The 26,009-nt window shown below is 66.2% G+C and carries 34 protein-coding genes; 14 read left to right on the top strand and 20 right to left on the bottom strand.

Features of this window, described 5'->3' with window-relative positions; genetic code table 11:
• Positions 1-48 precede the first annotated feature (48 nt).
• The 7 genes from ABWY06_RS24360 (at position 49) to ABWY06_RS24390 (ending at position 6,522) form a co-directional block, all read left to right on the top strand.
• Positions 49-1,368 (top strand): DUF3999 domain-containing protein, encoded by a 1,320-nt coding sequence (locus tag ABWY06_RS24360; protein ID WP_502948249.1) that lies wholly within the window; start codon positions 49-51, stop codon positions 1,366-1,368.
• Positions 1,369-1,386: 18 nt separating this feature from the next.
• Positions 1,387-1,533, top strand: a complete 147-nt coding sequence (locus ABWY06_RS24365; RefSeq protein ID WP_353928171.1) for a hypothetical protein — start codon at positions 1,387-1,389, stop codon at positions 1,531-1,533.
• 355 nt (positions 1,534-1,888) lie between these two features.
• Entirely contained in the window at positions 1,889-3,805 is a 1,917-nt protein-coding gene (locus ABWY06_RS24370) for an autotransporter domain-containing protein (protein WP_353928172.1), read from the top strand.
• A 191-nt stretch (positions 3,806-3,996) separates the two neighbouring features.
• Positions 3,997-5,004, top strand: coding sequence for a class 1 fructose-bisphosphatase (locus ABWY06_RS24375; protein ID WP_353928173.1), 1,008 nt, complete (start codon positions 3,997-3,999; stop codon positions 5,002-5,004).
• A 3-nt stretch (positions 5,005-5,007) separates the two neighbouring features.
• The gene (locus ABWY06_RS24380; RefSeq protein WP_353928174.1) at positions 5,008-5,610 is read left to right on the top strand and encodes a DUF924 family protein; all 603 of its coding nucleotides are present in this window, start codon (positions 5,008-5,010) and stop codon (positions 5,608-5,610) included.
• A 65-nt stretch (positions 5,611-5,675) separates the two neighbouring features.
• On the top strand, positions 5,676-5,930 hold the full coding sequence (gene bamE / locus ABWY06_RS24385) for an outer membrane protein assembly factor BamE domain-containing protein (protein ID WP_353928175.1): 255 nt from the start codon (positions 5,676-5,678) through the stop codon (positions 5,928-5,930).
• 43 nt (positions 5,931-5,973) lie between these two features.
• Positions 5,974-6,522, top strand: a complete 549-nt coding sequence (locus tag ABWY06_RS24390; RefSeq protein ID WP_353928176.1) for a lipocalin family protein — start codon at positions 5,974-5,976, stop codon at positions 6,520-6,522.
• Positions 6,523-6,802: 280 nt separating this feature from the next.
• On the opposite strand, the gene ABWY06_RS24395 is transcribed toward ABWY06_RS24390, so the two are convergent.
• Positions 6,803-7,243, bottom strand: coding sequence for a DUF2141 domain-containing protein (locus ABWY06_RS24395; RefSeq protein ID WP_353928177.1), 441 nt, complete (start codon positions 7,241-7,243; stop codon positions 6,803-6,805).
• Between the two features lie 85 nt (positions 7,244-7,328).
• Between ABWY06_RS24395 and ABWY06_RS24400 the strand changes: the two genes are divergently transcribed.
• Genes ABWY06_RS24400 through darH form a run of 4 tightly spaced genes read left to right on the top strand, consistent with a single transcriptional unit; the run spans position 7,329 to position 10,830 of the window.
• On the top strand, positions 7,329-8,246 hold the full coding sequence (locus ABWY06_RS24400; RefSeq protein ID WP_353928178.1) for a dialkylrecorsinol condensing enzyme: 918 nt from the start codon (positions 7,329-7,331) through the stop codon (positions 8,244-8,246).
• Positions 8,247-8,249: 3 nt separating this feature from the next.
• A complete protein-coding gene (locus ABWY06_RS24405; protein ID WP_502948247.1) occupies positions 8,250-9,428 on the top strand; it encodes a beta-ketoacyl-ACP synthase III in 1,179 nt (392 codons plus the stop codon).
• On the top strand, positions 9,425-9,832 hold the full coding sequence (locus ABWY06_RS24410) for a DarG family dialkylresorcinol biosynthesis protein (RefSeq protein ID WP_353928180.1): 408 nt from the start codon (positions 9,425-9,427) through the stop codon (positions 9,830-9,832). The genes ABWY06_RS24405 and ABWY06_RS24410 overlap by 4 nt, the downstream gene beginning before the upstream one ends.
• Positions 9,829-10,830, top strand: a complete 1,002-nt coding sequence (gene darH / locus ABWY06_RS24415; protein ID WP_353928181.1) for a BtrH-related acyltransferase DarH — start codon at positions 9,829-9,831, stop codon at positions 10,828-10,830. The genes ABWY06_RS24410 and darH overlap by 4 nt, the downstream gene beginning before the upstream one ends.
• Before the next feature lie 16 nt (positions 10,831-10,846).
• Here darH and ABWY06_RS24420 read toward each other — a convergent pair whose 3' ends face one another.
• The 7 genes from ABWY06_RS24420 to ABWY06_RS24450 form a co-directional block, all read right to left on the bottom strand.
• Positions 10,847-11,416, bottom strand: a complete 570-nt coding sequence (locus tag ABWY06_RS24420) for a hypothetical protein (protein ID WP_353928182.1) — start codon at positions 11,414-11,416, stop codon at positions 10,847-10,849.
• Positions 11,413-12,519: a beta-ketoacyl synthase N-terminal-like domain-containing protein gene (locus ABWY06_RS24425; protein ID WP_353928183.1), complete on the bottom strand. Its 1,107-nt coding sequence runs from the start codon at positions 12,517-12,519 to the stop codon at positions 11,413-11,415. Before ABWY06_RS24425 ends, ABWY06_RS24420 begins: the two co-directional genes overlap by 4 nt.
• The gene (locus tag ABWY06_RS24430; RefSeq protein WP_353928184.1) at positions 12,516-12,782 is read right to left on the bottom strand and encodes an acyl carrier protein; all 267 of its coding nucleotides are present in this window, start codon (positions 12,780-12,782) and stop codon (positions 12,516-12,518) included. Before ABWY06_RS24430 ends, ABWY06_RS24425 begins: the two co-directional genes overlap by 4 nt.
• The gene (locus ABWY06_RS24435; protein ID WP_353928185.1) at positions 12,764-13,954 is read right to left on the bottom strand and encodes an ABC transporter permease; all 1,191 of its coding nucleotides are present in this window, start codon (positions 13,952-13,954) and stop codon (positions 12,764-12,766) included. Before ABWY06_RS24435 ends, ABWY06_RS24430 begins: the two co-directional genes overlap by 19 nt.
• Complete coding sequence (locus ABWY06_RS24440; protein ID WP_353928186.1) at positions 13,951-14,847, bottom strand: ABC transporter ATP-binding protein; 897 nt, start codon at positions 14,845-14,847, stop codon at positions 13,951-13,953. The genes ABWY06_RS24435 and ABWY06_RS24440 overlap by 4 nt, the downstream gene beginning before the upstream one ends.
• Positions 14,840-15,247, bottom strand: coding sequence for a beta-hydroxyacyl-ACP dehydratase (locus ABWY06_RS24445; protein WP_353928187.1), 408 nt, complete (start codon positions 15,245-15,247; stop codon positions 14,840-14,842). Before ABWY06_RS24445 ends, ABWY06_RS24440 begins: the two co-directional genes overlap by 8 nt.
• Before the next feature lie 78 nt (positions 15,248-15,325).
• Positions 15,326-15,757: a hypothetical protein gene (locus tag ABWY06_RS24450; RefSeq protein ID WP_353928188.1), complete on the bottom strand. Its 432-nt coding sequence runs from the start codon at positions 15,755-15,757 to the stop codon at positions 15,326-15,328.
• Positions 15,758-15,993: 236 nt separating this feature from the next.
• Here ABWY06_RS24450 and pip point away from each other — a divergent pair, with 236 nt between their 5' ends.
• The gene (gene pip, locus ABWY06_RS24455; RefSeq protein WP_353928189.1) at positions 15,994-16,965 is read left to right on the top strand and encodes a prolyl aminopeptidase; all 972 of its coding nucleotides are present in this window, start codon (positions 15,994-15,996) and stop codon (positions 16,963-16,965) included.
• Entirely contained in the window at positions 16,962-17,399 is a 438-nt protein-coding gene (gene dtd / locus ABWY06_RS24460) for a D-aminoacyl-tRNA deacylase (RefSeq protein WP_353928190.1), read from the top strand. Before pip ends, dtd begins: the two co-directional genes overlap by 4 nt.
• A gap of 6 nt (positions 17,400-17,405) precedes the next feature.
• Here dtd and ABWY06_RS24465 read toward each other — a convergent pair whose 3' ends face one another.
• The gene (locus ABWY06_RS24465) at positions 17,406-17,993 is read right to left on the bottom strand and encodes a 2-hydroxychromene-2-carboxylate isomerase (protein ID WP_353928191.1); all 588 of its coding nucleotides are present in this window, start codon (positions 17,991-17,993) and stop codon (positions 17,406-17,408) included.
• 52 nt (positions 17,994-18,045) lie between these two features.
• Positions 18,046-18,774: an SDR family oxidoreductase gene (locus ABWY06_RS24470; protein ID WP_353928192.1), complete on the bottom strand. Its 729-nt coding sequence runs from the start codon at positions 18,772-18,774 to the stop codon at positions 18,046-18,048.
• Positions 18,775-18,878: 104 nt separating this feature from the next.
• Here ABWY06_RS24470 and ABWY06_RS24475 point away from each other — a divergent pair, with 104 nt between their 5' ends.
• Complete coding sequence (locus ABWY06_RS24475; RefSeq protein ID WP_353928193.1) at positions 18,879-19,373, top strand: winged helix-turn-helix transcriptional regulator; 495 nt, start codon at positions 18,879-18,881, stop codon at positions 19,371-19,373.
• A 162-nt stretch (positions 19,374-19,535) separates the two neighbouring features.
• On the opposite strand, the gene ABWY06_RS24480 is transcribed toward ABWY06_RS24475, so the two are convergent.
• The 10 genes from ABWY06_RS24480 to ubiE form a co-directional block, all read right to left on the bottom strand.
• Positions 19,536-19,958, bottom strand: a complete 423-nt coding sequence (locus ABWY06_RS24480) for a UPF0158 family protein (protein ID WP_353928194.1) — start codon at positions 19,956-19,958, stop codon at positions 19,536-19,538.
• A gap of 66 nt (positions 19,959-20,024) precedes the next feature.
• Positions 20,025-20,732: a 16S rRNA (uracil(1498)-N(3))-methyltransferase gene (locus ABWY06_RS24485; RefSeq protein WP_353928195.1), complete on the bottom strand. Its 708-nt coding sequence runs from the start codon at positions 20,730-20,732 to the stop codon at positions 20,025-20,027.
• Positions 20,729-21,520, bottom strand: a complete 792-nt coding sequence (gene tatC / locus ABWY06_RS24490; protein ID WP_353928196.1) for a twin-arginine translocase subunit TatC — start codon at positions 21,518-21,520, stop codon at positions 20,729-20,731. Before tatC ends, ABWY06_RS24485 begins: the two co-directional genes overlap by 4 nt.
• A complete protein-coding gene (tatB, locus tag ABWY06_RS24495; RefSeq protein WP_353928197.1) occupies positions 21,517-21,912 on the bottom strand; it encodes a Sec-independent protein translocase protein TatB in 396 nt (131 codons plus the stop codon). The genes tatC and tatB overlap by 4 nt, the downstream gene beginning before the upstream one ends.
• Complete coding sequence (locus tag ABWY06_RS24500; RefSeq protein ID WP_353928198.1) at positions 21,912-22,160, bottom strand: twin-arginine translocase TatA/TatE family subunit; 249 nt, start codon at positions 22,158-22,160, stop codon at positions 21,912-21,914. The genes tatB and ABWY06_RS24500 overlap by 1 nt, the downstream gene beginning before the upstream one ends.
• 25 nt (positions 22,161-22,185) lie before the next feature.
• On the bottom strand, positions 22,186-22,521 hold the full coding sequence (locus ABWY06_RS24505) for a phosphoribosyl-ATP diphosphatase (protein ID WP_353928199.1): 336 nt from the start codon (positions 22,519-22,521) through the stop codon (positions 22,186-22,188).
• Positions 22,514-22,915 carry a phosphoribosyl-AMP cyclohydrolase gene (gene hisI / locus ABWY06_RS24510; protein ID WP_353928200.1) on the bottom strand — a complete coding sequence of 134 codons (402 nt, stop codon included), beginning with the start codon at positions 22,913-22,915 and terminating at the stop codon, positions 22,514-22,516. The genes ABWY06_RS24505 and hisI overlap by 8 nt, the downstream gene beginning before the upstream one ends.
• 84 nt (positions 22,916-22,999) lie before the next feature.
• On the bottom strand, positions 23,000-24,607 hold the full coding sequence (gene ubiB, locus ABWY06_RS24515; RefSeq protein WP_353928201.1) for a ubiquinone biosynthesis regulatory protein kinase UbiB: 1,608 nt from the start codon (positions 24,605-24,607) through the stop codon (positions 23,000-23,002).
• Positions 24,604-25,227, bottom strand: coding sequence for a ubiquinone biosynthesis accessory factor UbiJ (locus tag ABWY06_RS24520; protein WP_353928202.1), 624 nt, complete (start codon positions 25,225-25,227; stop codon positions 24,604-24,606). Before ABWY06_RS24520 ends, ubiB begins: the two co-directional genes overlap by 4 nt.
• Complete coding sequence (gene ubiE / locus ABWY06_RS24525; protein ID WP_353928203.1) at positions 25,227-25,997, bottom strand: bifunctional demethylmenaquinone methyltransferase/2-methoxy-6-polyprenyl-1,4-benzoquinol methylase UbiE; 771 nt, start codon at positions 25,995-25,997, stop codon at positions 25,227-25,229. The genes ABWY06_RS24520 and ubiE overlap by 1 nt, the downstream gene beginning before the upstream one ends.
• Positions 25,998-26,009: the final 12 nt, after the last annotated feature.

Below are 26,009 nucleotides of genomic sequence, written 5' to 3' on the forward strand. Positions count from 1 at the left end.
TTTCACCTCTTGGGCGCTGCCGCGCTGCTGGCCTGCGCCGACCTGAACATGGCGCTTGAGGCGCCGGCGGGCCCGGCCGCGGTCACGGACTTCGCCAGCCACGGCGACTTGACCCTGAGCGGGGAAGGGCCCTGGTACCGGCTGGAGTTGCCCATGGCGTTGCGCTTCGCCGCCGGGCACGCCGACCTTCGCGACCTGCGGGTGTTCGATGCTCAGGGCCAGGCCCAGGCCTACGCTCTGACCCGGGAGCGTTCCGAGACCGCAACCACGGCTCAGGAGATCCAGGCGCGGCGTTTCCCCCTCTACGGCGCGGCGGATGCCACCCCCGATCTGTCGAGCATCCGCGTGCAGCGCGGTACCGACGGGACCCTGATCGAGGTGCTGCCCGAGGCGCCGCCGCTGGCCCAGGGTCAGGTGCTGCGCGGTTGGCTGCTGGACGGCGGTGCCCTCGACCTGCCGCTGCAACGGCTGATTCTCGACTGGAGTGCCGAGTCCGAAGGCTTTCAGCGGTTCTCCATCGAGGCCAGCGACGACCTGCAACAGTGGCAGCCCTGGGGTGAGGGACAGATTGCCCGGCTGACGTTCGCCGCCGAGCGTATCGAGCAGCCCGAGGTCGAGCTGCCGGGGCAGTCCGCGCGCTACCTGCGCCTGCTCTGGCAGGCCCCCACCCAGGCGCCGCAGTTGCAGGGCGCCCGCTTGATCGGCGCCAGCCGCGCCGAGCAGGCCCCGCCGTTGAGCTGGTCGGAGCCCTTGCCCGGTCGGCGCCTGGAGAGCGGTGAATATCAATGGGAGTTGCCCCTGGCGCTGCCGCTGCAGCGCCTGCGGCTCGACCTGCAACAGCCCAATACCCTGGCCCCGGTGATCGTCAGTGGGCGCACGCCGCCGGCGTCCGCCTGGCAACCGCTGGCCCGTGGCCTGCTCTACCGCCTGCCCGAAGGCGGACGTCAAGCCCGCCAGGACGAGCTGGAGCTGCCGGGTTGGCCCGTGCAGCAACTGAACCTGCGAGTCGATGCCCGGGGCGGGGGGCTGGGTGCCGAGGTACCGCAGGCCCGGGTGGCGGTGCACGCCACCGAGCTGGTCTTCCTCGCTCGTGGCAATGGGCCCTATACCCTGGCACTGGGCAACGTCTCGGCACGGGCGGCGGACCTGCCACTGGAGACGCTGATCCCCGGTTACAGCGCCGCTCGTTTGAGCGGGCTGGGCGTCGCGTCGGTGGCCAATGTGCGCCGACACGAAGCGCCAGTGGTCGTGGTGTCCTCGCCGGGGATCGACTGGAAGCGCATCGGCCTGTGGGCAGTGTTGCTGGCGGGCGTGGCGTTGCTGGCGGGCATGGCGTTCAGCCTGCTGCGCGCGCAACGCAGTCCTTAGTCGCGAGAGGTCCGGGCGGTGTTTCGCTTCGGTGGCGGGGCGTTGCTCCTGGTCATGCCGGGTGCGGCCGCCGCCGAGGCCTGCCTGCGGGTGGAAAGCCTGTGCCGGGCGCTGCCCGCTGCGACATTGCCGGCTCGCAGCGGCGCTCAGCCGATCACCCTCTAGGGCCTGCTCAGGCTCGCCACCCGCGCCGCGTTGCCGCGGAAAATGGCCCCAGGCCAGGCCAGGCCAAGCCGGGCGCGGGACGCTGGGGCAAGGGTCATTCCCTTGCCCAGTTTCGCAACGCCGTATGCGCTCTTATTCGCGCCACCCGCAGGGCCGGGCCTGTTTTGATGGGATAAACGATTACGCATTGTTCGTTCGTCGGCCCTCGACGGCGCGTTGCATGCCGGGCCTGGTTTCAAAACCAGGTTCGCGCGGCCGTGCGGATAGTGTCCACAGGCCCTAGTGCATTTGCTCTAGAAACTGGCTAGATTCACTGTCCTGTAAGTCCCATAACAATAATGTCGAGGAGTACCCCATGAAACGAGTGTTGACGCCCCTGGCCGCCGCTTGCCTGCTGGCCCTGGCTCCCGCGGTACAGGCTTCGCCCTACAGCGGATTCGTGGTGTTCGGCGACAGCCTCAGCGATGCCGGGCAGTTTCCCGACACCGCGGGCCCGGACGGGGCGACCCGGCGTTTCACCAACCGGGTGGGCCCGACGTTCCAGGGCGGCTCCGGCGAAATCTACGCGCCCAATGCCACCATGCTGATCAGCGAGCAACTGGGCCTGGGGCCCTCGATTGGCTCGACCTCGCCGGTCAACGAAGCCCTGGGCCAGGCTGACGGGCGTAACTATGCCGTGGGCGGCAATATCACGGCGCAGGTCTACGACTCGATCACCGGCAGCGGCGAAGGCTCGGTGGTCGAGACCACCGACGGCACCAACCTGCGGGTCCGCGAGGCCTATCTGGTGGAACTGGCCAACCGTGGCCTGGCCGTGGACCCGAACACCCTGTTTTATGTCAGCGCCGGCGGCAACGACTTTCTCGACGGGCTGATTCTCAGCCAGCCCCAGGCGGTGGCCTCGGCCGGTCGTGTGGCGGACAGCGTGCGCGCCCTGCAGGCGGCGGGCGCGCGCTATATCGTGGTGCCATTGCTCGGCGATGTCAGCCAGACGCCTTTCGCCCTGAACGCCGGGGTCTCGGATTTTATCGCGCCGCTGGCGGCGGGTTTCAACCAGGAGCTGGCCCACCAGCTGGCTGGCATCGACGCCGAAATCATCCCCTTGAATGTGCCGCTGTTGGTCAAGGAGGCCGTGGCCAATCCCGGCCAGTTCGGCCTGGCCACGGACCAGAACCTGACCCTGACCTGCTTCGACGGCTGTGCCAACGTCAACCCGGTCTACGGGATCAACGGCACCACCCCGGATCCGACCCGCCTGCTGTTCAATGACGGCGTGCACCCGACCATCACCGGCCAGCGCATCGTCGCCGACTACACCGTCTCGCTGCTTAGCGCACCCTACGAATTGACCCTGCTGCCGGAGATGGCCCACGGTACGTTGCGGGCCCACCAGGACCAGCTGCGCAGCCAATGGCAGGCCGATTGGCAGGCCTGGCAACCGGCCGGCCAACTGCGCACCTTTGTCAGTGGCTCGGGGCAGCAGCAGGATTTCGACCGTCAAGCGGCCTCGGTGGATGCCGACAGCGACGGATACGCCTTGAACCTGGGCGCCAGCTACCGGCTGGACGACGCCTGGCGGGTTGGGTTGGCGCTGGGCCTGGACGAGCAGGAGCTGGATGCCGAGGCCTCGGATTACCAACTGCGCAGCTACCTGCTGACGGCCTTCGCCCAGTACCAGCACAACCGCTGGTGGGCCGACCTGAGCGCCACCGGGGGCAAGCTGGACTATGACGACCTGCAGCGTGGTTTCGACCTGGGCGTCGGCCAGCGCACGGAAAAAGGCGACACCGAGGGGGATCTGTGGGCCTTCGGCGGACGCCTGGGTTACGACATCGCGGAGGAGGGCAGCGTCTGGCACCTGAGCCCCTTTGTCAGCGGCGACTACGCCCGGGTCGAGGTCGACGGCTATTCCGAGAGCGGCGCACGCTCCACGGCGCTGGCCTTCGGCGACCAGGAACGCACGTCCAAGCGCCTCGGCGTGGGCCTGCAAGGGCGTTACGCCTTGAGCGCCGACACCCAGCTGTTCGGCGAAGTGGCCCATGAGCGTGAGTACGAGGACGACGCCAGCGAGCTCGACCTGTCCCTCAACAGCCTGCCAAGCCTGGGCTTCAGCCTGCAGGGCTACACCCCGGAGGACAAGATGAACCGCGTCAGCCTGGGCTTCAACCAGCAACTGGGCAGCGGCCTGGCCTTGCGCGGCGGCTACAGCCTGCGCCAGGGCGAAGACGACACCCAACAGGGCGTCAACCTGTCGCTGGTGCTCGACCTCTAACGGCCTGCGGGCCACGCCGGAGGCGTCCGGCGTGGCCCCGGATGGTCACTGCCCCCCCTTTCCACCGGTCCGGACTGTGCGGCAAGTCCGGCTTGTCGGGCTGTGCTCACTGAACTCTGCATAACGCCGCTCTGTCTGAGGCAAGGCACTCGCGCTAAACTGCGCGGGTTTTCCTTCCCCCGGAGCCTTCCATGTCCCGCGTTACCCTCAGCCGCTACTTGATCGAGCAGACCCGCAGCAACAACACCCCGGCCGACCTGCGGTTCCTAATCGAGGTGGTGGCCCGCGCGTGCAAGGAGATCAGCCATGCGGTGTCCAAGGGCGCCCTGGGTGGTGTGCTCGGCAGCATGGAAACCGAAAACGTCCAGGGCGAGGTGCAGAAAAAGCTCGACGTGCTGTCCAACGAAATCCTCCTGGAGGCCAACGAGTGGGGCGGTCACCTGGCCGGCATGGCGTCCGAAGAAATGGACAATGCCTACCAGATCCCTGGCCAGTACCCCAAGGGTGCCTATCTGTTGGTGTTCGACCCGCTGGACGGCTCGTCCAATATCGATGTGAACGTCTCGGTCGGCACGATTTTCTCGGTGCTGCGCTGTCCCGAGCGCAATGGCGAGAGCGGTGACCTGGGCGAGGACGCGTTCCTGCAGCCGGGCACCGAGCAGGTTGCGGCCGGTTATGCCATCTATGGTCCCCAGACGATGCTGATGCTGACCCTTGGCGACGGCGTCAAGGGCTTTACCCTGGACCGCGAGCTGGGCAGTTTCGTCATGACCCACGACAACATCCGCATCCCGGCCACCACCCAGGAATTCGCCATCAACATGTCCAACCAGCGCCACTGGGAAGCGCCGGTGACGCGTTATGTCGAAGAGCTGCTGGCCGGCAAGAGCGGTCCCCTGGGCAAGGACTACAACATGCGTTGGGTCGCGGCCATGGTGGCCGACGTGCACCGCATCCTGACCCGCGGCGGCCTGTTCATGTACCCGCGCGACAGCCGCGAACCGCAAAAGCCCGGCAAGCTGCGTCTGATGTACGAAGCCAACCCGATGTCCTTTATCGTCGAACAGGCCGGCGGCGCCGCGACCAATGGCCTGCAACGCATCCTCGATATCCAGCCGACCTCCCTGCACCAGCGGGTAGCGGTCTTCCTCGGCTCCAAGGAAGAAGTCGAGCGCGTCAGCGCCTATCACCAGGCCTGAAGTGTGACCGCGCCCTGGCAGCCGCTGCTGGACTGGTGGTTCGGGCCGCCGGCCACGGCGCTGGAGGTGGCGAGCGTGCGTCAGGGCCTGTGGTTCGGCAAACGAGCGGAGCAGGACCGCGAGGCGCGCGAGCGCTTTGGCGCGTTGCTCGAGCAGGCGCTGAAGGGTGGGCTGGAGGACTGGGCGCACAGCCCACCGGGCTGGCTGGCGTTGATCCTGCTGCTGGACCAGCTGCCGCGCATGGTGTTGCGCGACAGCGGCCGCGCCTATGCCGGCGACCTGCGGGCCCAGGCGCTGGTCGAGCGCGGCCTGGCCCAGGGCTGGGATCGGCAGGTGCCGGCCATCGCGCGGGTCTTTGTCTACCTGGTCTTCGAGCATGCCGAGGACTTGGCGCTGCAGGTGCGGGCCGTGCAGCTGTTTCGTGACCTGCGGGCCGAAGCCCCTGCCGCGGAGCAGTCATTGTTCGACGGTTACCTCGACTATGCCGAGCGGCACCGCCAGGTGATTGCCCGTTTCGGGCGTTTTCCCCATCGCAATGCCCTGCTCGACCGCCGGTCAACGGCCGAAGAACTGGGCTTCCTGCAGGAACCGGGCTCAGGCTTCTGACGTCCAATACGTCACGCCGAGCCGTTTCGTTGCGTTTTCTATCGTCACCCCTAGGAATCACTGTCATGCCTTTGCGTTCGATCGCCTTGCTGAGCCTGTGCCTGCTGTTGGCCGCCTGTAACAAACTGACCCAGGAGAACTATGCCCAACTGACGGCGGGAATGGATCGAACCGAGGTGCAGGCGTTGCTCGGTGACCCCACCGAGTGTTCCGGTGCCCTGGGCCTTTCCAGCTGCACCTGGGGTGACGAGCAGCGGTTTATCAGCGTGCAGTACGCCGGCGACAAGGTACTGCTGTTCTCCGGCCAGGGCCTCAAATAGCGGGCTGGCCCGGCGCTTTATCCCTTTGTCGAGGACCGAGCTTATGCGCTCACTCTTGATTGTCGCGATGCTGGTAGTGACGGGCTGCGCCAGCGATCTGGCGCCGCCGCAAACGGTGGGAGCGGTCGACCTGCGGCGTTACCAGGGAACCTGGTACGAGCAGGCGCGGCTGCCGATGTTTTTTCAGCGTAACTGCCTGCAGTCCGAAGCCCTGTACCGGCTGCGTGACGATGGCAGCGTGGCGGTGACCAACCGTTGCACCACCGAGGGCGGTGGCTCGCAGCAGGTGGAAGGCACGGCGGTGCCCCAGGTAGCGGGTCAAACGGACAAGCTCTGGGTGCAGTTCGACACCTGGTTCAGCCGCCTGTTTCCCGGGCTGACCCGGGGCGAGTACTGGATCCTGGCCCTGGATGATGACTACCGCAGCGCCTTGGTCGGGCATCCCAACCGCAAGTACCTGTGGCTGCTGACCCGCGAGCCCAGGGCCAGCGACGCGCTGCGCGAGCGCTTGCTCGAGGTCGCCCGGCAGCAGGGTTACGACACCGAGCGCTTGATCTGGCGTCCCGCCGACCCGGCGCTGGCTGGGCAGTGACAGGCGGTGCGCTAGGGCCTGTGGGCACTACCCGCACGGCCGCGCCGACCCTGGTTTTGAAACCCTACCCAGCATGAAACGAGCCGTCGGGGGCGTCAGAACGAACCACGCGTCATCCCCTGTCGCATCAAAACAGGGCCTGCCCTGCGGGTTGCGCGAACAAGTGCCCCATGCCGCGTTGCGAAACTGGGCAAGGGAATGACCATTGCCGGCGTTTCGCGCCTTGCCTGGACCCCTTCTTCGCGGCAACGCGCCTCGCGATGCTTAATGTCCACAGGCCCTAGTGCGCCGGTTGTGCCGCGGGCACTGGCGGCGGGGCGGCCGCTGGCCGGCGCGGCTGGCGCAGCACGATGTTGAGCTGGCTGGGGGCGCTGCCGTGCTCGAACACGGCGCTGGCCAGGGCGGGTTTGCCCCGTAGCTGAGCGGGGTTGCCGGAAAAACCGGTGGGTTCCTGGGGGATGCCGCGCGGGCTGAGGTCGAGCTGGCCGTTGCCGTTGCTGTCCTGGTACAGCTGCACCGCGTACCGCCCCGGCGGCACCTCATCGAAGCGCAGAGCTGCCGTCTGGCTTTCCACCAGGCGCAGGGGGCGCTCCGGCCAGTCCGCCTGGTCGGCGGCCACCAGCGCGGCCCGCAGGGTTCCAAGTGGGGCCCAGCCGGCGACCTGCACCTCGATGTCGGCGGCCACGACGGCGCCCCCGAACAGCCCGATCGTCAGGGCCAACAGCCCAGTCTGGGCGCGGATCGTTACAAGTTTACGCAGGCTATATGGCATAATTCGGGCCGTTTTGGCGGCGTGAATGATTGGAATGCGGCGGATTCTGGTGGTGCACTACTCGCAAACGGGCCAGCTGGATCGCCTGGTCCAATCGGTCTGCGCGCCCCTGTTGCGCCAGGAAGGCATTCGGCTGGACTTCCTGGCCCTGCAGCCGGCACGACCTTACCCCTTTCCCTGGCCGTTTTTCAGCTTTTTCGGCATTTTTCCGGAAACCGTGCTGATGCGCCCGCCGCCCTTGCTGCCACTGGCGGTGGACGCAGAGACCCGCTACGACCTGGTGATCCTGGCCTATCAGGTGTGGTTTCTGTCGCCCTCGCTGCCGCTCACCGGTTTCCTTGCAACCCCCGAAGCGGCGCGGCTGCTGCGGGGCACACCCGTGCTGACCCTGATTGGTTGCCGCAATATGTGGCTGATGGCCCAGGAAAAGGTCAAGGCCCGGCTCGCCACCCTGGGCGCGCGCCTGGTGGACAATGTCGCGGTGATCGACGAGTGTGGCAGTGCCTGGAGTTTCCTCACCACCCCCTTATGGATGTTCACCGGCGATCGCCAGCGCTGGTCCTGGTTGCCCAAGGCCGGCATCAGCGATGGGCAGATCGCCGCCGCCAGTCGTTTCGGCGAAGCCATAGGCGCGCGCCTGGTGCGTGATCCGCTGCCGATCGAGGCGCCGATGCTGCGCGGTCTGGGGGCGGTGCGGGTGAATGAGAAACTGATCGCCAGCGAGCGAGTTGGTGCCCGCAGTTTTCGCCTGTGGAGCCTGCTGCTGGCGGCATTGGGACCCCAGGGTAGCCGGGCGCGCAAGGCCGGGATCCTGCTGTATTTCGTCTTCCTGTTCTGTTTGATCCTCACCGTGGTCCCTGTCACCGCGTTGCTGAAAAAATTGCTGGGCCCGCTGGTGCGTAAGAAAACCCAGCGTGAAAAGGCCTATTTCGCCGCGCCATCCGGCGAGTAGTCGATGTCTTTTGAGGATTGCACCGTGCCCCACCCCGTGTTTATCAACCGCGTCAGCGCGTACCTGCCCCACGCGCCGGTCGACAACGACCAGATGGAAACACGCCTGGGCCAGGTCGGCGGCCGTCCCTCGCGGGCCCGCAACCTGGTGCTGCGCAGCAACGGCATCACCCAGCGGCATTATGCAATCGACCCGCAGTCGGGCTTGCCGAGCCTGACCAACGCGCAAATGAGTGCCGAGGCCATCCGCGGCCTGGAAGGTCCCGGCTTCGACCTGCGGCGCCTCGAATGCCTGGTGGCCAGCAGCGCCTCGCCGGATCAGGTGATGCCCAACCATGCGGTGATGGTGCATGGCGAACTGGGCAACCCGGTCTGCGAGGTGGTGTCCACCGCCGGCATCTGCCTGTGCGGCGTCACCGCGCTGAAATACGCCTACCTCAGCGTGGCCAGCGGCGAGACCGCCAATGCGGTCGCCTGCGGTTCGGAGCTGGCCTCCAGCCTGATGCATGCGCGCAATTTCGAAGCCGAACTGGACAGCCGGGTCGATGCGCTGGAACAGAATCCCGAGATCGCCTTCGAGAAGGACTTTCTGCGCTGGATGCTCTCCGACGGGGCCGGCGCCGTCTGGCTGGAAGCGGCGCCCAATGCCCAGGGACTGAGCCTGCGCATCGACTGGATCGATATTCTCTCCTTCGCCGACAGCATGCCGCCCTGCATGTACGCGGGCGCCGAGCGCGAGGGCGAGCGCCTGATCGGCTGGAGCCGCTTCGATGGCGAGGCGCGCAATCGCCACTCGGTGATGGCGATCAAGCAGGACGTCAAATTGCTCAACGACAATATCGTGCGGGTCACGGTCGAGCAGGCCCTGGAGCGTATCCTGGCGCGACGTCCGTTGAGCGCCGAGGCCATCGATTATTTCCTGCCGCACTACTCCTCGGAGTTCTTTCGCCAGCGCCTGGCGGTCGGCCTGGCCAACGCCGGCCTGCCGATTCCCCAGGAGCGCTGGTTCACCAATCTGACGCGCAAGGGCAATACCGGCGCGGCCTCGTTTTTTATCATGCTTGAAGAGCTGTTCAATGGCGGCACGCTGCGCCCCGGGCAGACGCTGCTGGGCTACGTGCCGGAAAGCGGACGCTTCTCCAGCGCCTTCCTGCACCTGACCGTGGTAGGGAACCAGCCATGAAACTCGACGAGGTGCCCCAGGACCACAGCAGTACCTATGGTGGGCACAGCAAGCTGGTCTACGCCCTGGACGCCGGTGGCCGTTATCAGTCGGCGCAGAGCGATGGCTGGGAGCCGGAAGCCTATGCCACCCAGCTGGCGGTCGCCGAGCTCCAGGCCCAGGAACAGGCCGCGCTGAGCGATTGGCAGGCCGGCCGTGCTTCGCCCTTGAAGTACCTGATGTGCCAGTGCCGCATGGATGAACCGGCGCTGGCGCAGATTTCCGGCCTGTGGCGCTGGCGCATCCGCCGCCACTTCCAGCCCCACCATTACGCCCGTCTGCCACGACGGGTCCTGGCGCGTTATGCCGAGGCCTTGGGCCTGGATGTCGCGCAGTTGATCCGCTATCAGCGAGAGTCCGCATGACGGTTTTCCAGCACCAGCAGAGTGCCCACTGCGAAAGCGGGGTCATGGCCAGCCTGCTGACCCACAGCGGCCTGCCCATGAGCGAGCCGATGGCCTTTGGCCTGGCCTCGGGGCTGGCCTTCGCCTACCTGCCGATCGTCAAGCTGGGTGGCATGCCGCTGATCGCCTACCGCATGCCGCCCCGGCACCTGATCAAGACCCTGAGCAAGCGCCTTGGCGCCCACCTGCACACCGCTACCTTCGCCGGCCCGGCCCAGGGCCAGGCGGCGCTGGATGGCGCGCTGGCCGCGGGACGCCTGGTGGGGCTGCAGAGTTCGGTGTACTGGTTGCCGTATTTCCCCGAAGAGATGCGCTTTCATTTCAATGCCCACAACCTGTTGGCCTACGGCAAGGACGGCGATCAGTACCTGCTCAGCGATCCGGTCTTCGAAGACGTGGTGCGCTGCAGCGAGGCGGACCTCAACAAGGCGCGCTTCGCCAAGGGCGCGCTGGCCGCCAAGGGGTTGCTGTACTGGCTTGACCAGGTCCCGGTCGAGCAGGATTGGGCCACGCTGATCCGCCAGAGCATCCTGTCCACCAGCCGTATTCTCGATGGCCTGCCGTTGCCCTGGATCGGCATTCGCGGTATCCGCCATCTGGCCGGGCGGGTGCGCAAGCTCGACCCCGCGGCGCTGAAATACAACCGCCTGTACCTGACCCATATCGTGCGCATGCAGGAAGAGATCGGTACCGGCGGCGCGGGGTTTCGCTTTATGTACGCCTCCTTTCTGCAGGAGGCGGGGCTCAAACTTGGCGATGCGCGCCTGGCCGAGGCGGCGCTGGAAATGACCCGTATCGGCGACGACTGGCGGCAATTCGCCGCGGCCTGCGTGCGCTACAGCCGCAACAAGCAGGGCCACAGCGACTTCGAACCCATTGCCCTGGCGCTGGAAGGCATCGCCGAGCAGGAGCGGGCCCTGATGCGCCAGCTGGCGGCCTGGGCCAAGGCCAAGTCTTAAGGGGGCAGGCCTGTTTTCAGCCGGTGCGTAGGTCCAGCCGTGTCACGCGGACGCCGGCCGTCAGGCTGGCGAAGTCCGTGCCCGCCAGCGGGCCGCCGTCGCCCGGTTCGAGCAGCAGCGCCTGGACCTGGAAACCGTCGCGTTCGTCGCAGAGCACCAGCAGCGCCTGGCCGATCACGCCCTCGGCCAGGTCCAGGCCGGCCAGACGAGTCAGGTCGGACCAGACGTCCGGCCCCGCACCGATAAACAGGTTGGGGCCGTTCAACCGCAACTGCTGGGCGACGTGAAAGCCGGCGGCATTACTCACGCTGTTGACGAACTCGAAGGGTTTGGGCAGTTTTCCGTGCACGCAAACCGCTTCCAGCAGGGCCTGCATGGTCGGCCTGGCGGGATAGCTCGAGGCCAGGTACAGGCCGCTTTCCGCGCGCGGGCGTGACTGCAGCACGGCGGCGCCGAGCAGGGCCTGCAGGATCAGGCGGTCGACCCGCCGCGGGGGGTGGTCGAGGTAGCAGCTCAAGTGCGCCTTGAGGGCCTTGTCGTCGACCGCGGCGTTGCCGTCGATCTGGCTGGCGGCGATCACCTTCATAAGCCCATTCCCTGCAGTACCAGGCTGGCGTTGTTGCCGCCAAAGCCGAAAAAATTCGCCAGCAGCAGCCCATCCACCGGTGCTCGCCAGGCCGCGCCCGGCAGCGCCAGCAGCGCCTGGTCGGCATAGTCCACGCCGGGCAGGCTGCCCTGGCGCAGGGCCTCCAGCAACAGCAGGCTTTCGCTGAGTCCGCAGGCGCCCAGGGTATGGCCCAGGTAGGGTTTGAGCAGCACGGCCGGCGGCAGGTGTCGGCCGAACAAGCGTTGCATGCCATTGCCTTCGGCGTGGTCGTTGGCCGCGGTTGCCGTGCCATGCAGCTTGACCAGGTCGATCTGGCCGGCAGTGATGCCCGCGCTGTCCAGGGCCCGGCGCATCACCCAGTCGACGTGGCTGCCGTCCTCCAGGGTGGTGGTCAGGCTGCTGGTATCACAGGCACTGAAGCCGCCAAGCAGGCGGGCCAACGGTGCCGGGCCGGGCTCCGCGCTCAGCAGCACGCTGGCATAACACTCGCCGAGGATCAGGCCGTCGCGCTCAGGGTGAAAGGGCCGATAACGGGCGCTGGGGCTGACCAGTTCAAGGGCGGCAAAACCCTGCATGGCGACGCGACTGGGGGTCTCGAAACTCAGCACCAGGGCACGGCGCAATGGCCCCTGGCCCAACAGGCGCGCGCCGTAGAGCAGGGCGTTGGCGGCGCTGCTGCAGGCGGTGTTGAGGGTAAAGGCGGCGGCGAAGCCCCAGGCCCCGCGCAGTCGCTGGGCGAGTCGATCGAGCGGGGTGACCAGGCTGTCGTCGAACGGCTGGCCCGCGACCATCTGCGGCTCGATGTCGGCGATATCCAGGGTGGTGGTGGCAATGATCAGCAGGCAGTCGGTCAGGGGGGCCGGGTGCTCGCCGAGGCTGCTGCGCAACAGTGCATCGAGGCGTTCGAGCAAGGGCAGGGGGCTGCCCGTGGCGTGAAAATACGGGCACTGCTGGGGCAGCTCCAACCGCTGGTAGTGACTTGCCAGCGGGCGTCGATCGGCGCGGTAGGCGCTGGCGGCGCTGCCCAGGTCAGGCCCCAGGGCGCTGTGCAGCTGGGCGCGTTGCAGGTAGACCGGCGTCACTGCCCGTGCCTGATAAAGGCGGCGATGCTGTCGATGCTGGCCAGGATCCGGCGGCCTTCCTTGGCCCCCTCGATGCGTACGCCGTAGTGCTGCTGCACCGCCAGCGACAACTGCAGGGCGTCCAGGCTGTCCATCTGGATCCGGCTCTGGCGGCCGAAGAGCGGCTCGTCATCGGCGATGCCCTGCCAGTCGAGTTCGTCTTCCTTGTCGCATTCGCGCACCAGGAGTTGCTTGAGTTGTTGCTTCAGTAGTGCGTCGTCCATTGGGTTTCACTTAGTCGGCGTTGAAACAGCGCCAGCCCCAGGCTACCGGTCAGGGCGGCGAACAGCAGCAGGCGGATACAGTAGGGCAGCAGGTCAGCGAGGTCGCCCTGGCCCACCAGCAAGGTCAGAAAACCATCCAGCGCCCAGCTCATGGGTGACAGCTCCGCCACCTGGCGCATGGCTTCGGGCATCACGCTCTTGGGCACCATGATGCCGCCGATGGCGGCCAACACCAGGTTGAGTCCGCCGCTGAGCAGCAAGGCCTGTTCGGTGCTGCGCGCCAGGGCGGCGATGGCCAGGCCCAGGCAACAGGCGGCGCAGGCCAGGCTGCTGGCCAGCAGCAGATAGGCCCAGGGGCTGCCCGGCAGGTTCAGGGCGCTCAAGCCTAACAGCGGTAAGCCCCAGACACCCAGGGCCAGCAGCACGCAGAACTGCAGCAGGTTGACCCCCAGGTAGGGCAGCAGTTTGCTCAAGGCCAGTTGCGCCAGGCTCAGGCGCAGGCAGCGAAAGCGCAGCAGGGTGCCGCTCTGTTGTTCGCGCTGGAAACTGTTGGCCATGGGCAACATGACGAAAAACATGCCGAAGATCAGCCAGGCGGGCACGCTGTGCTGGCTGGCATTGGCCTGCAGGGCGAGATCTCCACTGGCCAGCACTTCCTGTTCGACAATGGCGTTATGGGTGCGTTGGCGGATCAGCGCCAGACGTTCCTGCAGGGGGAGCTCGGCGGCCAGCTCGCCACTGTCGACCAGCAGCGCCATCAGTCGGGTCTGGGCCAGGCTGACCTCGACGGCAGCCCGCAGGCGTTGGCGCGAGAGGGCGTCGGTACGGGCGGGAAAAACCAGTCGGGTGGCGGCGGCGCCTTGGTCCTGCAGCAGGGTGTCGGCGAAATCGGCCGGCAGATAGATGCGCGAGCGGCTCGCCGCAGGCTCGGACTGCAGCGGACTGTCGGGCAACTGGGCCGCCAGGGCGGCGGCGAAAAAGGCGCTTTCGTCGCTGCTGACCGGTATTTCCAGCCCCAGGTGCAGCGGTGGCAGGCGGTTCTGATTGACCTCGGCCAGGGCAAAGGCCATCAGCAGCAAGAACAGCGCCGGCATGATAAAGAGCACTGCCAGGGCATGCAGGTCGCGGCGCAGCAACAGGCCTTCCTTGCGCACCAGGGCCCAGAGCCTCATAGCTGCCCACCGCTGAAATGCAGGTACAGCTGTTCCAGGGACGGACGGCCGAAACGCAGCAGGCTGGGCAGCGGCGCCTGGGTGCCGACGAACTCGGCGATGCGCGCCAGCGCGGCGGCGTCCAGTTGCTCGATCCAGCAGCCGTTGGGCAGCCATTCGACGTCCAGTCGCAGCGCCTCGAGCAAGGCCCGCACGCCGGCCGGCGGCGGCCCCGGCCATTCCAGCAGCAGGCCATGACGGTCGCCCAGCAACTGCTGCTTGTCCAGGTCGAGGCGTACCTGCCCCTGTTGCAGTAACAAGATGCGTTGCGCCACCCGCTCGACCTCGTCGAGGTAGTGGCTGGTGTAGATCACCGCCTTGCCGGCGGCGGTCAAGGCCTGGATCGCGTCCAGCAGCAGCAGCCGCGACTGCGCGTCCACACCCACGGTGGCTTCGTCGAACAGGTAGAGCGGGGCGGGTTGCAGCAGGCCCAGGGCGAAGTTGAGCCGGCGTTGCTCGCCGCCGGAAAGGCGGTCGGCGCGCCGCGACAGTTTGTCTTCCAGGGCGGTGCTGTGGATCACCCACTCCAGGCGGGTACGCCGCTCGGCGTCACGCAACCGATAGAGGTCGGCGAACAGCCCGAGGTTCTCGCGCACGCTCAGGGCCGCGTAAAAGCCCAGTTGCTGCGGGACTATGCCCAGTAGTGGCCGCTCGGCCTGTTCGCCGCACCAGCGCAGCTCGCCCTGGTCCGGCCGCAGCAGACCACTGATCAGCGACAGCAGGGTGGTCTTGCCCGCCCCGTTGGGGCCCAGCAGGCCCAGGCATTCGCCCGCGCCCAGGCGCAGGTCGATCTGTTGCAAGGCCGGCGCGCTGGCGCCGGGGTAGCTGAATCCGACGGCACGCAGCTCAAGCACTGACCAGCACCAGCAGCAACTTGCCGTCCAGTAACAGGCGTTCGTGGGTGCTGATGCTAAAGCGGTAGCTGGCGCCGGCTGGGCTCAGGCTTTCCTGGGCGGCCTGGACCAGCAAAGCGCCGCTGCGGCACTCGGGCTCCTGGTGCAGGCGCAGCTGGCTGACCTTGCCGACCAAGGCCATGTCGACCGCGCCGCGGTCGCCGTAGAGCGCCCCGTGGGCCGCGCAGAGCTGCGCGGCGGCTTCGAACAACAGACAGGGCGAGGCATCCTCGGCCAGATTCGCCAGATGGCTCCAGTCGCTCAGGCCGCTGATTCCTTGCGCATCATGGGCCAGCAGCCGGTCCAGCCAGAGGGCGGCGCCCTGGTGCGGCAGCAGGCGGTGCAAGTGCGTTCGGTCCATGGTATCCGGTCGCCGGGGTTGAACGCGCAGTGTACCAGTTAGGCGCTGCCGCGCGACCCGGCTGCCGGGGGCCATGCATCATTGCCAGTTCAGGCGCGCCAGTTTCCATTCGCCGTCCTCCAGCCACCACTCCAGGTCGACCTGGTACTGGCGCGCGCTGTCGGGAATCAGCCCCTCGGCGCCGGTGAGCGCCACGCGCGCCTGGGTGTGGGCCTTCTGCGAATAGGTGGGGTCCAGCTGACTGTCTTCAGACAGCACCAGCACCCGGATATTCTTGTATCGCAGAAAAACCAGGGCCATGCTTCGTTTGGCCCAGTCACGGTCCAAGCTCTGTTGTTGGGCGCTAAATTGCGGATGCAACTGATCGAGCACCGCCGTCGTCTGCTTGGCCTCTAGGGTGTTTTGCAAGCGCGCCACGGCCGCCTCGAGTGCGGCCTGGGGGGCGTCGTGGCCGCAGCCGGCGAGCAGGGTCAACAGCGCCAGCAGCGCAACAAAAAACCTGGGTGACATGCTCGATTCCTGTTTCGTGGTTATGATGCCCGGCACGGCCGCCGCACCCTACTGTAGAACAGGGGTAGGTCGGGGTGAACCCGGCGCATTTACACGCGCCCACTGGCGCGCGCGCAGGTCGCCGGCCAAGGCACGCAAGACCAGGATCCGCCATGACTTGACGGTTCGTGGATTTCAGGATGAATTGAGCGGTGCTCTTATCGAGGGGCACCCCTGTAACGACTCGGGAGCGCACTATGCAGACTTTGTATCCGGAGATTAAACCCTACGCCCGCCACGAGCTGGCGGTGGACGCGCCACATGTCCTGTATGTGGACGAAAGCGGCACGCCAGCGGGTTTGCCGGTGGTATTTATTCATGGCGGCCCGGGTGCCGGGTGCGACGCCTTGAGCCGGCGCTTCTTCGATCCCAATCTGTACCGTATCGTGACGTTCGACCAGCGTGGCTGCGGACGCTCCACGCCCCATGCGAGCCTGGAAAACAACAGCACCTGGGACCTGGTCGCCGACCTGGAACGTATCCGCGAGCACCTGGGTATCGATAAATGGGTGCTGTTCGGTGGCTCCTGGGGCTCGACCCTGTCGCTGGCCTACGCGCAAACCCACCCCGAGCGGGTCCATGCGCTGATTCTGCGCGGCATCTTCCTCTGCCGTCCGCAGGATGTCCGCTGGTTCTATCAGGAAGGCGCGAGCCGGCTGTTCCCCGACTATTGGCAGGATTACCTGGCACCCATTCCCGCGGAGGAGCGGGGTGACCTGATCCAGGCTTTTTACAAGCGCCTGACCGGCGCCGACCAGATCGCTCAGATGCATGCGGCCAAGGCCTGGTCGACCTGGGAAGGGCGGACCCTGACCCTGCGCCCTAACCCGCAGGTGGTGGAACGTTTCTCCGACGCCCATCGGGCGCTGTCGATCGCCCGCATCGAGTGCCACTACTTCGTCAACAACGCCTTTCTCGAGCCCGATCAGCTGATTCGCGACATGGGCAAGATCGCCCATCTGCCGGGCGTCATCGTCCATGGCCGCTACGACGTGGTCTGCCCGCTGGATAATGCCTGGGAACTGCATCAGGCCTGGCCCAACAGCGAGCTGCAGATCATCCGCGAAGCCGGTCATGCGGCCTCGGAAACCGGTATCACCGATGCCCTGGTGCGCGCGGCCGATCAGGTGGCCCAGCGTCTGCTCGACCTGCCCCCTGAGGAAGCATGAAGGGACTGATCCAGCGCGTCAGCCAGGCGCGGGTGGAGGTCGCCGGTGAAACCGTCGGCGCGATCGCTCAGGGCTTGCTGGTGCTGGTGGGGGTCGAGCCCCAGGACAGCCCGGCCAGAGTCGACAAGCTGCTGCACAAGCTGCTCAACTACCGGGTGTTCGCCGATGCCCAGGGCAAGATGAACCTGTCGCTGCGCGATGTCGGTGGCGGCCTGCTGCTGGTCTCGCAGTTCACCCTGGCCGCCGATACCAAGAGCGGCTTGCGCCCGAGTTTTTCCAGTGCCGCCACCCCGGCCCTGGGCGCCGAACTGTTCGAGTTGCTGGTCGAGCGGGCCCGCCGGGCCCATCCCCAGGTCGCGACCGGGCGCTTTGGCGCCGACATGCAGGTGCACCTGGTGAACGATGGGCCGGTGACCTTTCTGCTGGACAGCTAGGCGACCCTAACGCGCCAGGGCTTCGGCGACGAAGTCCAGGCGATCCTGGCCGAAATGCAGTTCGTCGCCGACGAAAAAACTCGGCGCGCCGAACACTCCCCTGCGCACCGCCTCCTCGGTATTGGCCTTGAGCCGCTCCTTGACCCCCTCGTCAGCGACCAGGCGTTCGAACTCGGCCGGGTCCAGGCCCGCCTCGAGCAACACCTGGGTCACCACTTCGGCTTTGCCCAGGTGCTGCCGGTGCACCCAAAGCGCTTCAAAGATCGCGCGTACGTAGATCCCGAACTGCGGGCTGTCCAGATAGCCTGCCGCGCCGCGCATCAGGGTCAGGGTGTTGATCGGGAAATGCGGGTTGAAGGCCATGGGAACGCCGTAGCGGCTGGCGAAGCGCGCCAGGTCCTGCAGCATGTAGCGGCCCTTGCTGGGGATGCTGACCGGCGACTGGTTGCCGGTGGCCTTGAACACCCCACCCAGCAACATCGGCCGCCAATGGATCTCGGCGCCCGCGGCGGCGGCAATCGTCGGCAGTTGGGTCCAGGCCAGGTAGGTGGTGGGGCTGCCGAAATCGAAAAAGAACTCCAGGGTCTTACTCATCTGATTGTGTCCTGTAAGGGTGGCCAGCAGGTGCCGCGAGCGACGGAATCTCTCAGAAGGTTTCGGACCAGGGCCGCAGGTCCAGTTCATGCACCCAGCAGTCGCGGGGCTGGTTGTGGATCTGCCAGTAGGTCTCGGCGATGTGGTTGGGGTCAAGGATGCCGTCCTGCTCCTTGAGGCGATAGAGGTCGGGGAAGGTCTCGCGGATAAAGGCGGTGTCGATGGCGCCATCGATGATCGGATGGGCCACGTGGATGCCCTTGGGCCCCAGCTCCCGGGCCATGCTCTGGGCCAGTGCGCGCAGGGCGAACTTGGCGCTGGCGAAGGCGGAGAAATTGGCCCGGCCGCGCAAGGAGGCGGTGGCGCCGGTAAAGATGATGCTGCCACGGGCGCGTGGCAACATCACCCGCGCGGCTTCCCGGCCGGTCAGGAAGCCGGCCAGGGCCGCCATCTCCCAGACCTTGCGGTAGACCCGTTCGGTGGTTTCGGTGATGGAAAACTGCACGTTGGCGCCGATATTGAACACCACCACTTCAAGGGGGCCGATTTCACGCTCAATGGTCGCGAACAACTGCTGTACCTGCTCTTCCACTCGCGCATCGCAGGCGAAGGCCCGGGCCGCGCCACCTTCGGCTTCGATGGCCTCCACCAGCGGCACCAGCTTGTCCGCCGTGCGGCGGGCCACGCAGGCGACATAGCCCTCGCGGGCAAAACGTTTGGCGATCGCGCCGCCAGTGGCGTCGCCTGCCCCTACCACCAGTATTGCCTTGCGCTCAGTCATGTCGAATCTCCTTGGTTCTGTTTTGGAACTAACTAAATACTCAGTTCCTTTTTGGAACCTGTCAAGTTAGGCTGTTGCACTGTCCTTGATTTTCGGGAGTCCTTATGCGCTGGGAAGAGCTCGATCAGCAGCCCTGTTCGCTGTCGCGCACGCTGTCGGTGGTCGGTGATCGCTGGACCCTGCTGGTGCTGCGTGAATGCTTTATGGGCGTGCGCCGTTTCGAGGAATTCGAAAGGCGTCTGGGCGTCACCCGTCATGTGCTGGCCGATCGTCTGAAAAAGCTGACCGCTGCCGCGGTGCTGACCAAGGTGGCCTATCAGGAACGACCGCGCCGCGAGGAGTACCGTCTGACGGAAAAGGGCCTCGAGCTGTACCCCGCCGTGTTGGCCCTGGTCAACTGGGGTGACCGTCATATGAGCGGTGTCGAGGGGCCGCCGATCCGCCACCGACACAGGACCTGTGGGCAGCCCATGCACGGCGTGCTGGTGTGTTCCGACTGCGGCGAGCCGTTGGCCGCCCGCGACGTGGTGCTGAGCGAGGCGCCGGGCCTGGAAGGGCAGCTGCTACCTCAACATTGGCGTGCCGACGCCCAGGCATGATCCGGGATGGCGCATAGGGTGAATGACGCTCTCGCGGGGGGGACAGGAAAACCGTTATCCAGACTACGGGCTACGCGGCTCGGCCCCCGAGAAGTCGCTCGCAATGAAAAAACCGCTTCGCCCGAGGTCGGGGCTCCGACACTCCAAGTGGGTGACTCGTGTTCAACGCCCGGGAGCGGCGTCCAGACCATTGACCTGCAGCCATTCCAGGGCCAGGTCATGCAGGTGCTCGACCTGGTAGGCCAGCCAGGCCTGCCGAACAGCGGGCCAGCGCTCCAGCGCGTAATCAAAGTTGCGCAGGGCCTTGCGCCCGTCGAGTGCCTGGCGCAGCGCCGCATGGGCCAGCGGGTCGGCCACCTCGTACAAAAAACCTTCGCGCACGGCCAGGGTTTGCGCTGGCGGCAGTCGGTCGATCGGCAGGTAGCGGTCGGCCTCTACCTGGTACTTCTCCAGGGCGCCGGGTGCCGGTTCCCCCGGGGCCGTGGCCAGCACGCTACCGGTCTGCAGATCCAGGTAGTACGCGTCAGCGTCGATGCTGGCCAGGGCGGCGGCCAGTGCCGCGAGATCGATTATCAGGGGACGCATAGGCTCGAGTGATTCAGTGGGGGTGAGGAGTTCGACTGGCGTGCAGCGCTACGGTTCGCCGGGCGACTAAAACAAGCGCGCCAGCAGCGCCGTGACCGCCGTTTCCACCCGCAGGATCCGCGCGCCCAACTGCACCGGTTGCAATCCGGCCTCTTGCAGTCTTTCCACCTCGTAGGGGATCCAGCCGCCCTCCGGTCCTATGGCCAGGGTCACCTGCTGCATCACCGCCCGTGGACACGCGGGGAAATCGCCGGGGTGGCCGACCAAGCCGAGGCTGCCGGCGGCCAGGTGCGGCAGGCGATCCTCGACGAACGGTTTGAAGCGTTTTTCGATCAAGACCTCCGGCAGCCGGGTGTCGCGGGCCTGCTCCAGGCCCAGCAGCAGCTGCTCGCGAATCGCCGCCGGATCGAGGAACGGTGTCTGCCAGAAGCTTTTTTCCACCCGGTAGCTGTTGAGCAGCACCAGCCGCGGTACGCCCATGCTGGCCACGGTCTGCAGTACCCGGCGCAGCATCTTCGGCCGCGGCAGGGCGAGCAGCAGGGTCAAGGGCAGCTTGTCGGGCGGCGGCTGGTCGAACTGCACCTGCAGCTCGGCTTCCCCGGCGTCCAGGCGCAGAACCTGGCCGTGCCCCATGGCGCCCTCCAGGCGGCCGACGCGCAGGCTGTCGCCCACTGCGGCGCGGTGCACCTCCTGCAGGTGCTTGAGACGCCGGTCACGTAGCAACACCCGGTCGGCCGCGACGAAGTCGGCCTCTTCCAGCAACAGCAGGTTCATGGCTGCGCGGCGGGCGGTTGGTCGGCCGACGGGGTGTCCGCTTCGTCGTGCTCGCTGCGCTTGCGGATCAGGCTGCCGGCGATGACGCCCAGTTCGAACAGCAGCCACATGGGCACGGCCAGCAGGGTCTGGGAAAAAATATCCGGTGGGGTCAGCACCATGCCGACGACAAAGCAGCCGATGATCACATAGGGCCGTATGCGCCGCAGGTAGGCCACGTCGACCACACCGATCCAGATCAGCAACACCACGGCCACCGGGATCTCGAAGGCCACGCCGAAGGCGAAAAACAGGGTCATCACGAAATCGAGGTAGCTGCTGATGTCGGTCATCATCGACACCCCTTCGGGGGTCACGCTGGCGAAAAAGTGGAAAATGATCGGAAACACCAGGAAATAGGCGAAGGCCATGCCGCCGTAGAACAGCAGGATGCTCGACACCAGCAGGGGCACGGCGATGCGCTTTTCATGCCTGTACAGCCCCGGCGCGATAAAACCCCAGATCTGATGCAGGATCACCGGCATGGCGAGAAACAGCGCCACCACCATGGTCAACTTGAAGGGCGTCAGGAAGGGCGAGGCGACGTCGGTGGCGATCATCGTCGCGCCTTCGGGCAGGTAGGCCCTGAGCGGTGCCGAGACCAGGGTGTAGATCTTCTGGGCGAAGTAGAAAAGCCCGGCGAAGATCAGGAAAATGGCCACCACACAGCGCAGCAGGCGGGTGCGCAATTCGGTCAGGTGCGAAACCAGGGGCATTTCCGGGTCGTGATTCGGGGTCTGGACGCTCATGGGACTCGCGGAGGTTGTTGCGCAGGGGAGACGGCCAGTGGCGCGCCGCCTTTGGCCAGGTTGACCGCGGTTGCGGGCGCTGTTTCGGCTGCTGGCGCGGGTACTTCGACAGGCGCCGGCACGTCTGGCTCGACTGCGGACGGCTGCAACGGCGACAGCAGGCTGCGCGCTTCTTGCTCCAGTGACAGGATATGTTCGTTGTGCAGTTGCCGGCGGATTTCGTCGGCGCCGATTTCGCGCTCCACTTCCTGCTTGATGGCATTGAAGCTGCGTTTCAATCGGCCGATCCACAGACCCGCCGTGCGCGCGGCGCCCGGCAGGCGTTCCGGGCCGAGCACCAGCAGGGCGATCAGGCCGATCAGCAGCAGTTCACCGAAGCTGATTCCGAACATCAGTCTTTCCTGGCCGGCTCTTCGACCTTCTGTGCCTGCACGTCGATGGTCTGCGGCTGGCTCAGCGGCTGTGCTGGCGCACCCTGGGGTTCGCCGGCCTTGCCGTCTTCCTCGGTGTTCATGGCCTTGCGAAAGCCCTTGATCGACTCACCGATATCGGTACCCAGCCCCTTGAGTTTCTTGGTGCCGAAGACCAGCACGACCACGATCAAGATAACGATCCAGTGTTTCCAGTCAAAAATACCCATGCAACGGTTCCTCCAAAAGAATGCGTTAGGCCGAGGGCGCGCGTGCGGCCTTTTCAGCGTGGCCGGAGAGGCCGAAACGGCGGTCCAGCTCATCCAATACCGCCTGCGGGTGCTGGCCGAGGGCCGCGAGCATCACCAGGCTGTGAAACCACAGGTCGGCCGTCTCGTAGACCAGATCGCTGCAGTCGCCGCTGAGCGCGGCGTCCTTGGCGGCAAGTATGGTTTCCACCGATTCTTCGCCGACCTTTTCCAGAATCTTGTTCAGCCCCTTGTGGTACAGGCTGGCCACGTAGGAGCTGTCCGCGGGCGCGCCCTTGCGCGACTCGAGCACTTCAGCGAGGCGGGTCAGGGTGTCACTCATGGGAATGTCCTGCGGCGTAGATGGCATGCGGATCCTTGAGTACGGCCTCGACGGTCTTCCAGGCGCCGTTTTCATGGACCCGATAAAAGCAACTTTCCCGTCCGGTGTGGCAGGCGATACCGCCCAATTGCTCGACCTTGAGGACAATCACGTCGGCGTCGCAGTCCAGGCGCACCTCGTGCAAACGCTGCACATGGCCCGACTCTTCGCCCTTACGCCACAGTTTGCCACGGGAACGTGACCAATAGATGGCACGGTTTTCCGCCACGGTCAGGCTCAACGCTTCGCGGTTCATCCAGGCCATCATCAGGATCCGACCGCTTTGGTGGTCCTGGGCGATGGCCGGGACCAGGCCATCGGCGTTCCAGTTGATCTCGTCCAGCCAGTCGTTCATGGAAGGTCCGTTGCAAGTGGGGCCAGACGGCACAGCGGTGTGCCGTCGGAAAAACGCTAGTGTGCCAGCCAGGAACCGGGCTGGCTATCGATGCAGGACCAGGTACAGCCCGCTGGCGGCCATCACCCAGGCGGGCCAGACGACCAGCAGCTCGAGACTGCCGGCGGCGGCGCCGAAGGCGCTGCCCGCGGCCAACAGGGACGCGCCGACCAGGCGCAGACCGACCCAGGAACGCTCCGCGCGCCAGGGCGGCGGTGGGTCCTGGGCGTGCGGCTGGGCCATGCGCTCGAGCAGATCGCGGGTCATCTGCGCCAGGTGCGGCACCTGCTCGACCTGGGTCTGCAGGTTGTGCAGCAGGCTTTTGGGGCTGATCCGCTCGCGCATCCAGCGCTCCAGAAATGGCTGGGCGGTGGCCCACAGGTCCAGGTCGGGATAGAGCTGGCGGCCAAGCCCCTCGATATTGAGCAGGGTCTTTTGCAGCAATACCAGTTGCGGCTGGATTTCCATATTGAAGCGCCGCGCGGTCTGGAACAGGCGCATCAGCAGCAGGCCGAAGGAGATGTCCTTGAGCGGTCGTTCGAAGATCGGTTCGCAGACGGTGCGGATCGCCGCTTCGAAGTCGTTGACCTTGGTTTGCGCCGGTACCCAGCCCGAATCGATGTGCAGCTGCGCCACCTTGCGGTAGTCACGTTTGAAAAAGGCCACCAGGTTGCGCGCCAGGTAGTCCTGGTCCTCGGGGGTCAGGCTGCCGATGATGCCGCAGTCGACCGCAATGTACTGCGGGCTCCAGGGCTGGCGGGTGCTGACAAAGATATTGCCCGGGTGCATGTCGGCATGGAAAAAACTGTGGCTGAAGACCTGGGTAAAGAAGATCTCCACGCCACGTTCCGCCAGCAGTTTCATATTGGTGCGCTGGTCGGCCAGGGTGGCCAGGTCGGTCACCTGGATGCCGTAGATGCGCTCCATCACCAACACTTTTGGCCGGCACCAGTCCCAATACACCTGGGGCACGTAGAGCAGCGGCGAGCCTTCGAAGTTGCGCCGCAGCTGGCTGGCATTGGCGGCTTCGCGGAGCAGGTCGAGTTCGTCGTAGATGGTCTTTTCGTAGTCGCTGACCACTTCGACCGGATGCAGGCGGCGGGCCTCGTTGGAGCTGTATTCGGCGAGACGGGCCAGCAGAAACAGCCAGGCCAGGTCCTGTCGGATAATGGGCTTGAGGCCCGGGCGGATCACCTTGACCACCACGTCTTCGCCGCTTTTCAGCTGGGCGGCATGCACCTGGGCCACCGAGGCCGATGCCAGTGGCTGGGTGTCAAAACGGGCGAACACCTCGCTCACCCGGGCGCCGAGCTGCTCCTCGATCAACGCCACCGCCTGCTGCGGATCGAACGGCGGTACACGGTCCTGCAGGTGCGCCAGCTCGTCGGCGACATCCGTCGGCAGCAGGTCGCGGCGGGTGGACAGCAATTGCCCGAACTTGATGAAGATTGGCCCCAGTTCCTCCAGGGCCAGGCGCAGCCGCTCGCCGCGGCTCAGCTCGAGCGTCTTGCGCGGCAGCCAGCGCCAGGGCAACAAGGGTTTGATCAGGCGCAGCCACCAAGGCAGCGGCAGGGCGAACAGCAGGTCGTCGAGGCGGTAGCGAACGACCACGCGCTGAATACGAAACAGGCGGCGAAGGGCAAGCACACTCATGGGGTTTCGCCGGAGGAGGGGATGGCTTCGAGGCGCTGAACGCGGGCATCGAGCCGGTCCAGGGCCAGTTTAAGGTGGTCCAGTTCGGCGAAGCGCGCTTGCGCCTCGCGTTGCCCGACCAGGGCGCGGGACTCTTCACTGAGGTAGTCGGCCAGGTCCAGGCGCAGGCTGTCGAGGCCTTCACGACCCCAGCGGGTGCGACTGCGCAGGTGCTCACCGAACCAGTGGCTGGCAACCGGCCCGAGCCAGAGGGACAGTTCATATTCCCAGTCCAGCTCCAGGTCCTGGAGAATCTCCGCCAGCTCCATCAGCACTGCGCTGTCGCCTTGCAGGTCGACGTCGGCGCGGTGCAACACGGCGCTTTTGTCGCGGCCGGTGGCCAGGCGCAACAGGCTGCTCAGGGGCGCACGCAGGCGACAATCGGCCGGTGCTTCCCAGTGCGACGCCAGGCGCAGGCCGTCCGGCCCCGGCAGCACCACGATCTGCAGCGCCGGTGCGGTGCAGTCGAAGGCAATGACCTTGCCACTCAGGCGGCCCAGGCGCGGCAGGGCGGTGCTGTCCAACGCCAGGACGCGATTGATGCCCCGTTCCACGCCCGCCAGCAGGGCCTGCGTCAGCATCAGGGTTTGATGCCGCGGTGCAGGGCGACTATGCCCCCGGTCATGTTGTGGTAGGTGGTGCGTTCGAAACCGGCCTCGACCATCATGGCCTTGAGGGTTTCCTGATCGGGGTGCATGCGGATCGACTCGGCGAGGTAGCGGTAACTCTCCGAATCGTTGGTGATCAGCTTGCCCATCATCGGCAGCAAGCTGAAGGAATAGGTGTCATAGGCCTTGGACAGCAGGCTGTTGGTGGGCTTGGAAAACTCCAGCACCAGCAGTCGACCGCCTGGCTTGAGCACACGCAGCATCGAGCGCAGCGCGTCTTCCTTGTGGGTGACGTTGCGCAGGCCAAAGGCGATGGTTACGCAGTCGAAGTGGTTGTCCGGAAAGGGCAGTTTTTCCGCGTCGGCCTGGACGAACTTGACGTTGCCGGCCACGCCCAGGTCGAGCAGGCGGTCGCGCCCGACCTTGAGCATCGAGGCATTGATGTCGGCCAGTACCACTTCGCCGCTGGGGCCGACCAAGCGCGCGAATTGCTTGGTCAGGTCACCGGTGCCGCCGGCGATATCCAGCACCCGGTTGCCACTGCGAACACCCGACAGTTCGATGGTGAAGCGCTTCCACAGGCGGTGCACGCCAGCGGACATCAGGTCGTTCATCAGGTCGTATTTGGCGGCGACGGAGTGAAATACCTCGGCCACTTTTTCGGCCTTCTGGCTTTCCGGCACGCTTTTGTAGCCGAAATGGGTAGTCGGTTCGGCATCGCTGCCTTTGCGTGGATCGTTCATGTCACTGTCACC

The organism is Pseudomonas sp. (assembly GCF_040514055.1).
Lineage (GTDB): Bacteria > Pseudomonadota > Gammaproteobacteria > Pseudomonadales > Pseudomonadaceae > Aquipseudomonas.